This is a genomic window from Streptomyces sp. NPDC005866 (genome assembly GCF_040629895.1).
Taxonomy (GTDB): Bacteria; Actinomycetota; Actinomycetes; order Streptomycetales; family Streptomycetaceae; genus Streptomyces.
This window is the reverse complement of record NZ_JBEXWP010000053.1, coordinates 1-12,464: the sequence shown is the minus strand read 5'-3', so window position 1 is coordinate 12,464 and position 12,464 is coordinate 1. Positions and strand designations below refer to the sequence as shown.

General features: G+C 69.1%; 11 protein-coding genes. 8 read left to right on the top strand and 3 right to left on the bottom strand.

All coding sequences use genetic code 11. From position 1 onward, the window contains the following. Nucleotides 1–542 precede the first annotated feature (542 nt). From ABZ396_RS40560 to ABZ396_RS40545, 4 genes are all read left to right on the top strand, one after another. Nucleotides 543–3,053, top strand: coding sequence for a Helicase associated domain protein (locus ABZ396_RS40560; RefSeq protein WP_358926978.1), 2,511 nt, complete (start codon nucleotides 543–545; stop codon nucleotides 3,051–3,053). Nucleotides 3,054–3,515: 462 nt separating this feature from the next. Next, nucleotides 3,516–3,827 (top strand): hypothetical protein, encoded by a 312-nt coding sequence (locus ABZ396_RS40555; protein ID WP_358926979.1) that lies wholly within the window; start codon nucleotides 3,516–3,518, stop codon nucleotides 3,825–3,827. Between the two features lie 345 nt (nucleotides 3,828–4,172). After that, a complete protein-coding gene (locus ABZ396_RS40550) occupies nucleotides 4,173–4,664 on the top strand; it encodes a DoxX family protein (protein ID WP_358926988.1) in 492 nt (163 codons plus the stop codon). 170 nt (nucleotides 4,665–4,834) lie between these two features. Further along, nucleotides 4,835–5,044, top strand: a complete 210-nt coding sequence (locus ABZ396_RS40545; RefSeq protein WP_358926980.1) for a hypothetical protein — start codon at nucleotides 4,835–4,837, stop codon at nucleotides 5,042–5,044. Between the two features lie 921 nt (nucleotides 5,045–5,965). On the opposite strand, the gene ABZ396_RS40540 is transcribed toward ABZ396_RS40545, so the two are convergent. Next, complete coding sequence (locus ABZ396_RS40540; RefSeq protein WP_358926981.1) at nucleotides 5,966–6,481, bottom strand: hypothetical protein; 516 nt, start codon at nucleotides 6,479–6,481, stop codon at nucleotides 5,966–5,968. 5 nt (nucleotides 6,482–6,486) lie between these two features. After that, a complete protein-coding gene (locus ABZ396_RS40535) occupies nucleotides 6,487–6,909 on the bottom strand; it encodes a hypothetical protein (RefSeq protein WP_358926982.1) in 423 nt (140 codons plus the stop codon). A gap of 796 nt (nucleotides 6,910–7,705) precedes the next feature. Between ABZ396_RS40535 and ABZ396_RS40530 the strand changes: the two genes are divergently transcribed. The 3 genes from ABZ396_RS40530 to ABZ396_RS40520 all read left to right on the top strand — a co-directional run bounded on the left by ABZ396_RS40530 (nucleotide 7,706) and on the right by ABZ396_RS40520 (nucleotide 11,655). After that, nucleotides 7,706–7,936: a hypothetical protein gene (locus tag ABZ396_RS40530; RefSeq protein ID WP_358926983.1), complete on the top strand. Its 231-nt coding sequence runs from the start codon at nucleotides 7,706–7,708 to the stop codon at nucleotides 7,934–7,936. Between the two features lie 146 nt (nucleotides 7,937–8,082). Continuing rightward, nucleotides 8,083–9,792, top strand: coding sequence for a stealth family protein (locus ABZ396_RS40525; protein WP_358926984.1), 1,710 nt, complete (start codon nucleotides 8,083–8,085; stop codon nucleotides 9,790–9,792). A 15-nt stretch (nucleotides 9,793–9,807) separates the two neighbouring features. Continuing rightward, nucleotides 9,808–11,655, top strand: a complete 1,848-nt coding sequence (locus ABZ396_RS40520; protein ID WP_358926985.1) for a stealth family protein — start codon at nucleotides 9,808–9,810, stop codon at nucleotides 11,653–11,655. Nucleotides 11,656–11,773: 118 nt separating this feature from the next. Here the strand turns inward: ABZ396_RS40520 and ABZ396_RS40515 are convergent, their stop codons facing one another. Beyond that, entirely contained in the window at nucleotides 11,774–11,908 is a 135-nt protein-coding gene (locus ABZ396_RS40515) for a hypothetical protein (RefSeq protein ID WP_358926986.1), read from the bottom strand. A gap of 212 nt (nucleotides 11,909–12,120) precedes the next feature. Between ABZ396_RS40515 and ABZ396_RS40510 the strand changes: the two genes are divergently transcribed. Beyond that, nucleotides 12,121–12,372: a hypothetical protein gene (locus ABZ396_RS40510; RefSeq protein ID WP_358926987.1), complete on the top strand. Its 252-nt coding sequence runs from the start codon at nucleotides 12,121–12,123 to the stop codon at nucleotides 12,370–12,372. The last annotated feature ends 92 nt before the right edge of the window (nucleotides 12,373–12,464 follow it).

Below are 12,464 nucleotides of genomic sequence, written 5' to 3'. Positions count from 1 at the left end.
GGGAGAGGTGCATCGCCTGGTCGAGGTCGTTGGCGGTGGGCGGGTCGACCGTGAAGAAGGGGATGTCGGTCGCGTCGTGAGCGGGCACGGCCGGGCGCGCGGTCTGCTCCGCAGACACGACGCGCCGTCGCTACGCGACGGATTCCACGCTTCGCGTGGAATGAACCCGGAACTCCGTTCCGGGACTGCCGGTCCACTCCGTGGCCCGACAGCGGAATCCGGCTCCGCCGGATTCCAGCCGGACCGGTGCGCTCCGCGCCCCAGTCCGGACAAACGGCAAAGCAGGGAAGGGAGGGTGACGGGGCGTCGGACGAGTGTGTCCTGAGGGAGCGTCAGGGGGCAGAAACCGGAGGGGTGTTCTGTATGTCAGCGCTCATGGTCAACCACTTTCCCACACTTCCGACCAGCCGTGTGCGTCATTTCTGGTACGTGGATAGATTCTGGGATGATGGTTGAGTACCTCCCCGGAAGAACACCGGGCGCTCCGCAGAAGTAAAACCCCCTCACTGCACGCCGTGAATGGCGTGGGAAAAGGATTCGGAATGGCACACATGATTCTCCGTCCTCACCAGGTTGAGGCAGTGGATTCGGTGCTGCGGAATCTTTCGGAACAGCCGGGAAAGGGAATCCCGCCCGAGGGTCTGCGGACTCAGGTGATCGCGGCTACCGGGTCCGGTAAAACCCTGATCGGTGTGGAGTCGGCGAATCGCCTTTCGGCTCGCCGGGTGCTCGTTTTGGTGCCGACCCTGGATCTGCTCTTGCAGATGGCCACGGCCTGGCGTTCGGGTGGCCGTCGCGGGGCGATGATCGGGGTCTGTTCTCTGCGGGGCGCGGACAGCCAGGGCGTCCCGTGCACGACCGATCCGGACGAACTGGGCGCGTGGACCGCCGGCCCCGAGGTTGTCACGGTGTTCGCGACATACGCCTCGGTCGGCATGGGCACGCTCCAGCGGGCGCACGCTGTGGGTTTGCCGGTGTGGGACCTGATGGTGGTGGATGAGGCCCACAGGACTAGCGGGGATGGTCTGAAGCCGTGGGCGGCCGTGCACGACCAGGCCCAAGTCCCTGCCGTGCGGCGGCTGTACATGACGGCGACGGCGCGGGTGTGGGAGGCGGGGGGTGAGCGGCCGCGGCTGGTGGCGTCGATGGATGAGGACTCGCCGGTCTTCGGGCCGGTGGCGTACAAGCTGAAGCTGTCAGAGGCCATCCGGCTGGGCTTGGTGGCGCCGTATCAGGTGCTGTGCCTGGACATCCGCGACCCCGAGTTGTACGCGGCCATGACGACGGAGGCGACGGGTTCGGACGCGGTGCGCGGGGCGCGGCTGGCGGCCGTGCAGACGGGCTTGATGCGCGCGGCGACCCAGGAGCGGTTCCGGCGGGTGCTGTCGTTCCACAGTCGGATCGGTGAGGCGGAGGCGATGGCGGCCGCCGTGCCGGTGACGGCCGGTCGGCTCGCCGAGGACGATCCCGACACCTTCCCGCCCGTCGACCAGGTGTGGGCCAACTGGCTGTACGGCGAGCATGCGCCCGCGCATCGCCGTCGGGTCCTGGACGAATTCGCCTCCGATTTCCTCGGAGGGACGGAATTTGAGGGGCGGGAGGTGCGTGCGGAATTGCGGGTGCTTTCCTCGGTTCGGGTTTTGGGTGAAGGCGTTGATACGGCCGAATGTGACGCGGTTCTTTTTGCGGACGCGCGCGGGTCGATGGTCGATATCGTGCAGATGGTCGGGCGCGCCCTGCGGATGCGGCCGGGGGTCGGGAAACTGGCCACGCTGATCGTTCCGGTATTCCTCGGTCCGGACGAAGATCAGAACGAATTGCTCACCTCTGATGCCTACGGGACCCTCGCGAAGATCCTCGGAGCGCTGCGCGCACACGACGCGGAGACGATCGAGGCGTTGGCCGACCCCCGCGTCCGCAACGCCCGTCCGGAGACGGGCGAGGACGACGACCAGGACCACGACGAGGGCGAGGGCGAGGGCGAGGGCGAGGGCGACGGGGAGGAGCACGTCGCACGGGTCGGTGCGGCGGCGGCCGGGGTGCTCAGGTTCAGTGAGGAGCGGGACCCGGCTGCGCTCACCCAGTTCGTCAGGCTGCGGGTCATCGACCCCGAAGGCGCGTACTGGCGGCGGGGGATCGAGGCGGCCACCCGGTGGCGGCGCGAGACCGGCAACGCCGAGCTGCGGGTGCCGTACACGTACGTCACGCCGGAGGACTGGCCGGGTGTGGGCGGGCATCCGCTGGGGGTGTTCATCGCTGATCAGCGCCGCTACTACGCGGCCGGGGGGCTGGAGGCCTCCCGCGTCGCCGAGTTGGAGACGCTGGGCATGGTCTGGTCGGTCCAGGCGTCCGCGTGGGAGGCCGGCCTCGCCGTCGCCCGCTCGTACGCCGAAGCTCACGGGCATCTGCTCCCGCCCGCCTCGGCTGTGTGGGGCGGGGACAACTTCCCCATCGGGACCTGGGCCAAGAACCAGCGCGCAGGGGCCAGGAAGACTGCTGAGAACGCCGAACGGCGCCAGGCCGGGGAAACGGGCGTCGCGTACACGGGAGAGCTGTCAGAGGCCCGTCTGGAGGCTCTGGCAGAGATCGACCCGGGCTGGTGCCCCGCGTGGGAGATCGGCTGGCAACGCTGCTACCGGCTCACCCTCGCCCACGTGAAGGCCGACGGCACCCTCCCTGCCGGCCCCGGCCAACTGATCGTGCAGGGCGAAGACCTCGGAGCTTGGATCGCCGGGCAGCGGGCCGGGTGGAACCGGCTGATGCCCGCACAGCAGTACCTCGTGGAGACAATCGGGGCCGGACCCACGGGCGAGGGCGAGGCGGCCGTGCCGGGCACGCGCCGTACCCAGGACGACCGGTGGACCACCAACCTCACCGCCGCCCGCCAATTCCACACCCGCGAAGGCCACCTCCGGCCCGCACGCAGACACGTGGAACTCGTCGACGGCGAGCCCATCAAGCTCGGGGCATTCCTCGACAACACCCGCCGCCGTGCGGGGAAGCTCAGCCAGCAGCGCCGCGCCGACCTCGACCGGCTTGGGATGCGCTGGTAACCAGCGCCGCCCCAGGCAACGTTTGGCCCGTCGCCTGATGGCCGCGAGAACTGCTTGTGAGCAGTGAGTGCCCCGATCCGGTCCAGGTCCGGCAAGCGGCACCACTTTCCCCTACGACCAGGCACCTAACCCGAATCGCCCACAAAAGTATATTTTGCTCCATTCATTTGACTCGTTCCAGATTTAGAAGGATTGTCGGATTAGTGGACGTTTCAACGGAACGCAGATCCGGGCACCGCGGCCTCGGCCTCCACCGGTCGGCCCGCGACTTTGGTCCCACGGCACCGTCGAGCGACACACATGAGCGCCGCCTGATCCACCGCACCTCGCTGCTGAGAGCCCGTCATACACGTCGGCGCAGCACGCCAGGGCGTGGCGCAGATCCGGCGCTCAGGGCCTGGCTCCTCGGGCCCGCTGATCAACGATCAACTGAACATCCTTGAAGGGACACCAATGATGTCTATGAAGACACTCACGGTTCGCCGACTGGCCGTCGCCGCCGTTGCCGCCCCCCTGCTGGCGCTGGTCGGCGCCGGTGCTGCCGAGGCGGCCACACCCACGGCAGCCCCACAGACCACCTCGGCCAACGCCACGACGACCTCGGCCGTGCCCACCGCCTACCACGGCGATCACGGCGGGTACGGGCACGGCGGCTACGGGTACGGGCACGGCGGGCACGGCGGGCACGGCGGGCACGGCGGGCACGGCGGGCACGGCGGGTACGGCGGGTACGGCGGGTACGGGCACGGCGGATACGGGCACCACGGCCGCTGACGAACCATCGTTAGCCTCAGCCCCACCCATTACCTGACAGCTGGCTGCCACCCGGTGAGGATGGCAGCCCGCGCAGCTTCTTTGGCCAGCGGCTTCTATCCCGATTATGGGGCAGATGTGGCGCCATGCTGGATGACGGGGGGAGGCCTGCCGCACGGCGGCCGGACAGGTTGTCCCACTAGTGAAGGCATTGTCATGCGTGCACTGCGTTTCCACCCCCTCGGCCGAACCCACGCCCTGTCACTGACCCAGGTACGCGCCCCCGCGGCGGAGATCCGCAGGCCCGCCGATACGACGGCCAGGACCACCTCGGGCCCGCCCGGTCAGACGCGTGCCGCCGGTGCGGTGCCCAGGCTGTCCGCCGCGGAAGGCGGACTGCTGCTGATCAGGCTGACCTTTGGACTGCTGCTGGCGGGTCACGGCGCGCAGAAGCTGTTCGGCATCTTCGGAGGACCGGGCCTGGCGGCCACCGGCAGAGGCTTCGACGCCCTCGGATACCACCCGGGCAAGGTCTTCGCCGTGATCGGCGGTCTCTCCGAGCTCTGCGGGGGCCTCGGCCTGGCGGTCGGACTGCTCACCCCGCTGGCGGCCGCGGCCGTCATCGGAGTGATGATCAACGCCATGGTGACCGTGAGCGGTGCCCACGGCCTGTGGATCCAGAACGGCGGGGTTGAGTACAGCGTCTCCATCTGCATCGTCGCCCTCGCCCTCACCGCCATCGGCCCGGGCCGGCTCTCCCTCGACCGCTTCTTCCCCTGGCGTTCGGGCGGCTGGCTCCCGGCCGCCGTCGCGCTCGGTCTGGGCGGCATCGGCGCCGCGATCGCGCTGAGCATCTGACAACCCGGTCCGGATGTCCGGGCAACGGGGCCGCTGCCGCCATCGTGTGGATGCCCCGCTGTCCGGAGTGGTCTTGCCGCCGCTCCGTACGCGTGGCACGCCGAGCGGCGGGGTCCCGCCTCCTACCTTCCTCCTACATTCCGGCTGAGCTCGGTTTCCCTGAGAGAGACGTGACCCGGTCCCGCATCCGTTCCGCGCCGGCCCTGCCGGTCGCCGGCCTGCTCCTCGCCACCGGCCGGCTGGCCGGCTGCGGGAACCTCACGCCGGCCGCAGACCCCTCGGGCACCCGGCAGCCGGCACCCCAGGCCGGCCACAGCACCCCGGCCGGACCGCGGCTGCAGGACCCGCCGGAACTGGTCAGCCACAACGGCCTCCTTTAGGCGCCCCGCCAGCCCCGGTGCCTGCGCCTAGAGCGCCGTGGGCACCGCGTCCGAAGCGCGGCGCCGGCCGTGATCAGCGGAAGCAGAAACGGACACGAGGTCCCCCTTCTCGGGGCCGACACCCAGGGCTCTGCGGTGTGAAGTCGCAGGACGCCGAGGTGTGTTGTGCGGGTCGGCGGCCGGGTCGGCCGCACACCCACACCCTGCCCGCCCACGAAGACGCTGTGGAGGAAACGTGAAACATGTGACGAATCATGGATATTTCCGTGACTCTCGCCTGCAAAACCCATGTATGCGATGAACATGACGAATTGACGGTTGGTCACCAGCCGTTTCCGCGGAACGGCGGCCCCAGCGATCCGCCCGGGCGGCCGGTGCCGCCTCCGTCCGGCGAGCCGGCCCCCGAAAGTACGTAACAGCCCCCGTAACCCGAACAGGTGAAGCCACTGCACGATCTCGACGCCCTCGGCATGCGCTGGTAGCGGGATTACCGGGTAGGGGTCGCCCCCGCTCAGCAGGTGGCCCACCCCGGAAGAGAATCCGGGGCGGGCCACCGACGCGTGTGTGGTCGTGAAGGGCGGTCGCCTACGCGGCGAAAGGCTCCACGAGGCATCGCCGAACGATCGTCCCCATGGGCAATAAGTGAGGCCCGGGGACACTGTCCCCTCCACAACCACACCCTCCACAACACAGCCGGAGGGCCGGGCATTCCTTCTGGGCGGCGGGGCTGACTGCAGCTGCCGGTGGCATGGCCTGTCCGCTGCACAGCCTCCGGGCCGGAGGTGACAGAGCGCAGGACAGCCTGGATGCCCAGGCTGAACAAGTCGGTGGGCCGCCATCTTCCTTCGGAAAAGGTTCCGGAGTCGTATCAGCCTGGGCGCAGCGCTGTGTGTGATGGCGGAACACGTGCGCGCTGCTGGATCACCCGTTTATTTCGCCGGGTGGAGCCGGGGCGCGGCGCACCAATGCGACTTCTGTGGGTCTGGGTTGGTCCCTGCTTAGGATCCCGAGGATGACAGGCTCCAGTCCAAGCTTCAAAGTGGCGTTCTGCAGGGTTTCGCGCAGATAGGGATGCGCAGTGAAGTAGGTGTTGTGCTCGACGTAAGTGCTGACAGCCTCTGCGGAGGGCTCCGGGCCTTCATCGAGGGCGTAGTCAATGATGAGGACTACTTCCACCTCTGCAAGGGTCTGATCGTCTGTGTCACGTAGCGCCACTGTCTGGTTGACGCGGGCAGCGAAGCGCGGGGGCTCAAGTAGTACTTCGCACGGGCCACTGTGGATCTGGATGCTGTGGACGTCGAACGGGGGTTCTCCCAGGCTTTCTGCTCTCAATCGCTGCACGCGGACGTCCGTGAGATGAAGCCTGCTGTGGAGTGCGGCGACCTGATCCTTCAGGTCGCCGCTGCGCGAGGTGGTCGCGGGTTCGTCGGTATCCACGGAATTCACTGCTGGGTGCCTGCAAACGTAAAGCGCCGCGCTGCTGGTCGAGGTGAGGTGTCCTCCCCCAGTGCCGCATTCACTGCTGCAAGCGTGCGTGTGACACCGGCCGTCGCCAAAGGCTGCCAGCCAGGCTGTGGGTGCTGTTGAAGCAGGGCGTTAAGGCGGGTCACCTGTTGCGTGGTGAGATAGGCGGTGCCCGGTTCGAGGTCGAGGTGGTAGTGATCCTTAAGCCACGCCAGTACCTCGGGCCATGCCCAGATCTTGGTCGCAGTGCGTCCCTGGCCCACTTGAGCTCGTGGCTTTGGGAACGGATCGTCCTCGGTACGCCTCTTCCCGGCTGCCCATAGGCGGACGGCCTCGTGGCTCAGGCCGGCGCGTGTAGCGATATCGGCGAGCGAGACGAACTGCTCATCGACGCGCTCCACCGAGGCTTCAGGCAGGACACGCTTGATGCTGAGTGCCGCGGCCGCTGTGGGCCGTCACGGGATCAGGCGATGTGGTGTAGAAGGTAGCGATCACCTGTCCGCCAGTTTCGTGCCATCCGAAGTCAGACAGGTTCAGAGCAAGCTGCTATGAGCGGCCTGCAAGCAGCGGCTGGCTGCCTCCAGCAGCGCTTCCGCCCGGTCAAGCAGCCCCGTCGCCTTGAACTGAACCTGCCCAGCTTCTGCAGCGGCGTGGTGATCACAGCGTTCGATGTTCCGGCGAGCGGTGAGGGCCGCGGACTCTCCACCCGTACCCGTACTGAAGATCACTACCTTGCACGGCTTGTCCGCATCCCGGTCGCACACGAGGCGGCCCCAGGTGTGACCTTCGATGGTCTGCAGATGCCATCCCGCCGAACGGGCCGCATCGATCGTCTCTCTCCACCACGGCTTCTGGTGTCTGGGCCACTGCTCATGTGCGGCTCGTACCAGCGGCTCACCGCGTCCCTCCGTCCCCCGCCACTCCCCCTTGCGGCTTCCGTATCACGCGAAAGCCAACCACCAGTCTCTCACCGCAAATGCAGACAGACGTAACTCAGTCGACGTGGAGCAGAGTTGAGTAAATACCGGCCCCCTCGCGGCACAGGCATCTGGCAACTGGCAGACAGGAACACGGTGTTCCTACCTCACCGCCTGAGCAGGACATTCACTCCGGAAGAACCGCACCCAAGGCCGTACCCCTGCGCCCGCAAGTCCACCCGTGCGCTTTTGTCAGGGTGGTAGTGGGCTCGGTTACCGCGTGAGGACGCTGTATGCGCCGCAGAGGGCATCCGTACCGGAGACCAGGCCGAAGTTCCAGCCGAGCCCGAGCAGGGCGAGGGCGGTCGACGTCTCCATCGCCGGCACCACGGGCGGCCTGAGCTCCGGCCTCGTCGTCGCCGCGGCCGGCTACCCCGTCCTCGCCCTCACCGGCGGCGTCCTGGCCCTCGCGATCCTGCCGGTAGTAGCCGTCACCGCGTACCGCCGGTGAGCTTATAGCACACCCAGGTGTGAGGTGGTTGTGTGCGCGTTCGGTGTTTCCTTAATTCTCTGAGAAATTTTCTACAACCATCCGGCCCAAGTGTCCGTCTGGTTAACACAAGGGTGTGTAGGGGTTGATGTAGAGGAGTTCAGAACGTGACCGTGCGTTCCTTTGCCCGGCGGATGCGACCGCGAGTCGAGCGGAAGGCCGCCGAGAAGGTCTGGCAGCTGCGCACCATGCGGCGGCGCCGCATGGCGGCGGTCACGGACCCGGTGCTCCGCCCGGTGGCGGTGCGCGGCCAGCAGCTCTACGGACGGGTCGTGACCCGGTTCAGCGCCGCCGAGGCGGCCGCCGCCAACCTCGGACTGGTCCTCGCCGCGCTGGAGCAGGACGGCATCCCCTACTTCCTGGTGCCGGCCTCGCGCACGCGCCACACGGTCGGTGTGAATGCCGTGGACCGGGAGCGTCTCCTCACCGCCCTGGAGGCGCAGAACGCGGGGAAGGCGGTGTTCATCGGCAGACCGCTGCCCGGCGGAAAGCTCAGGCACCCCGCCCTGTTCATGGACGGTGTCCTGCCGGCCGCGCTGCGTACGGCCCCGGTCCTGCGGATCGGGGAGAACCACCTGGGCCCCGCGGGCCAGCTGCTCGCCGGCCCGGAACTCGCCTGCGACGTCGAGTTCTGGGAGGACGGGGCACAGCTCCTCGCCTCCGCCGCAGGGCCCCGGCGCCTGGCCTCGGTCCAGCCGCAGGCCTCCGAGGACGTCTTCGCCGAGTCCCTCGTCGCACCCCGGAACAACGGCATCACGGACGTACTGCCGGCGTCCGAGCAGACACCGGCCGTGGTCCGGATCGGCGACCGGGAGCTGCCGAGCTTCGCCGCGCTCACCCTGCCGACCGTGAACGACGTGGCCTTCCCCGTCGACGTCGTCTACACCTGGGTGGACGGCGAGGAGCCGGAGATGCGGGCCAAGCGCGCCCGCCACCAGGAGCGCGGCACCGCCGAGATCCTGGACAAGGAGACCAACGCCTCCCGCTACACCAGCCACGACGAGCTGAAGTACTCACTGCGCTCGCTCGCCATGTACGCCGACTTCGTCCGCCACATCTACCTCGTGACCGACGGCCAGAAGCCGCACTGGCTCGACGACACGGCCCCGGGGATCACGGTCGTCGACCACCGCGACATCTTCCCGGCGGACGTCCTGCCGGTGTTCAACTCGCACGCGATCGAGACCCGGCTGCACCACATCCCAGGCCTGTCGGACCACTACCTCTACTTCAACGACGACGTGTTCGTCGGCCGCCGGGTCACCGCGGAGCACTTCTTCCACGGCAGCGGTCTGATGAAAATCCCGGTGTCCCCGCTCAAGATCGGGATCGGCAAGCCGCACGCCGAGGAGACCGCCACCAACTCCGCGAGCAAGAACGTCCGCCGGCTGCTGCTGGAGAAGTTCGGGCGGATGACCACGAACAACTTCATGCACACCCCGCTGCCGCAGCAGCGCGAGGCCCTGCGGGACCTGGAGGACCTCTTCCCTGAGGACATCGGCCGCACCACGGCGTCCCGCTTCCGCTCGCCGCAGGACATCGCTGTGACGGCCCCGCTGCTCTACCAGTACGCGCTGATGACCGGCCGCGGTGTGCCGGGCCGGTTCGGCTTCCGGTACGTCAACATCAGCCGTCCGGACGCCGAGGCCCGCCTGGCCGACCTGCGCCGCACCCGCCGCTTCGACTTCTTCTGCCTCAACGACGTCGACGTGCCGCCGGAGGAGCGGGAGCAGGTCGGCGTCCGGATGCACGAGTTCCTGGAGGACTACTTCCCCTTCGCGAGCCCCTTCGAGAAGCCCGTCGAGAAGCAGAACTGACGGGGGCTGGGGGGCATGGACATCCGTCACCGCTTCACGTTCACGCCGCCCGCGGGCCTGCGCGCCGCCCGGGACCTGCTGGCGCGCCTGTGCGCCTGGCTGTCGGCCAAGCTCTGGGCGCTGCGCGCGACCCGGGCCCGACGACGCCTGCGCGCCGCCGTCCCCGGGCGCGGGATCACCTTCGGACCGACGCGGCTGTACGGCCGTACGGTCGACGCCTACACGGCCGCGGACGCCGCCGAAGCCGATCTCGAACGGGTCTGCACCCTCCTGGAAGGGCTGCACGTCCCCTACTTCCTGGTCCCCTCCGACCACGGACACGGCGCGCCGCGGCAGGTCGTCGGCGTCGAGGAGACGTACCGCGACGCGATCCTCGCCCCGGCCGCCCAGCGCTTCGCCGGCACCGCCGGGTACGTCGGCGCCGTCGGACCGGGCGGCGCCGTGACGACCGCGGTGCTGTGGGCCGACGGCAGGCTGCCCCGGGCGCTGCGGCGGGCCGCCGTACTGCGCACCGGCGTGGTTCGCCTCGGCCCGGTAGGGCAGGTGCTCAGCGGCCTGGAGACGGGGTGCGACATCGAGTTCTGGCGGCACGGCCGGGACCTCGGCGCCCCCTCGGATTCAGCCGGGGGCAGCGCCGGCGGCACCGATCCCGCCTGGCTCACCGTGCCCGGCAGTCGGCTACCGGACGTCTTCGGGCCGGCACTCGTCGCCCCGCGCCGCAACCCCGTGGCGGAAGTGCTCCCGGTGACGGCGCGGCAACCGGCGGCGGTGGCGGTTCGCCGCCGCACCGTCCCGACGTTCGCCCCGTTCGCCGAGCCCGGCATCGACGAGGTGCTGTTCCCCGTCGACGCCGTGTACACCTGGGTGGACGGGGACGACCCGGCGATGGCCGCGAAGCGCCGGGCCCACCAGGAACTCTCCGACAACGTCATCGCTCCGCGCGAGACCGGCGCCTCCCGCTACACCAGCCATGACGAACTGAAGTACGCGCTGCGCTCGCTGGAGATGTACGCCGGGTTCGTCCGGCACGTCTACCTGGTCACCGACTCCCAGATCCCGTCCTGGCTGGACCCGGAAGCGGAAGGCCTGACGGTGATCGACCACCGGGAGATCCTCCCGCCCGACGCGCTCCCGGTCTTCAACTCGCACGCGATAGAGAGCCGCCTGCACCACATCCCGGGCCTGTCGGAGCACTACCTCTACTTCAACGACGACGTCTTCATCAACCGCCCGGTACACCCAGAGCACTTCTTCCACGGCAACGGCATCGCCCGCATCCCCCTGTCTCCCCTGAAACTCGGCGTAGGCGCCCCGCACCCACTCGAACCGGCCCCGAACTCCGCCGGCAAGAACGCCCGCGAGGTGATCAGGCGCTTCCACGGCAGACACATCACGCACAAGTCGCTGCACACCCCGCACCCCCAACTGCTGTCCGTGATGCGCGAGATGGAGAGCCTGGGAATCGAGGAACTCGAACGGACGTCCTATTCCTGTTTCCGCTCCACCTCCGACGTCGCTCCGGCATCCACGCTCCACCATCACTGGGCGATGGCAACGGGCCGGGCCGTCCCCGCCGACTACCGCTTCCGCTACGTCCAACTGGGCACACCGGACATGCACCGCCGTCTGGCCCGCCTCGCGGCCGGCGAGGACATCGACTTCTTCTGCCTCAACGACGTGGACACGCCCCCGGAGGCCAGACCGGCCGCCCAGGCCGCCATCCGCAGGTTCCTGCACCGCAAATACCCCTTCCCGAGCCGCTACGAAGGAGCCCCCCGCACCAGCACCCGCCCCATCGCACCGCTCACGACGAGAATCCCGTCCCAGCCCACACGGGAGGAAGCACAGCGCCGCGAGGCGTAGACGGCCCGGGCCGGACCGGGCATCCAGGCGGCACCGGGGCGCCGTGCGCACGCAGATTTGTTCCTCGTGCCCCTGCCCTCGCACGGCGGGACCCTCCCGCCTCACACCTTGGGCGGGCTCAGCTGCGAGAGGACAGCATCGAGATCACCGGCGAGTTCTCCCACTGTCCGGCGTCGCGCGCGGCCGCGCCGTCGCGCGCGAGGAACACCGGCGGCGCCCGATCCCCTCGCCCGCCGCCCAGGACCTGTCCCACCCACCCACCTCCTTTTCTTCCTGCTGCGGGGCGTGGACTCGGGGGCATAGAGGGGATGTCGGCCTCCCGACCACAGCCGGACCAGCATGGTGACCTCCGGATTCACGGGCAGGCCCGGCACAAGGCGCGGGCGGTTGCCGGCGGGGATTACGGCAGGGATATGGGCCTGGTCCACGGCGGTGTTGTCGCTTCGTGACCGTGGTCGGGCCTTCGTGGTCGATGGTCTGGTCGGGGCCGGCTGCTGCCGTGACCGGTACGCGCGGCGCCGGGCAGGCCGGCACCGCACCGTACGGGAAGCGAGCAGGTCCGTGATGATCGGCGTGGACGTGGGCAGCGGCGACCGGCTGGCGCTGGGGGTGCTGGCGCAGTACCGGATGGCCACCACCGAGCAGTTGCACCGGGTGATCGCTCCCTCGGTGCGGATCGAGCAGACCCGGCGGCGGCTGGCCCGCCTGCGTGCTTGAGGGGCTGGTCGACCGCATCACCCTGCCGCAGGCCGGGCGGGCGCGGGTGTGGTTCTCCACCGGGTACGGTGTGCAACTCGTCTGCGAGTGGC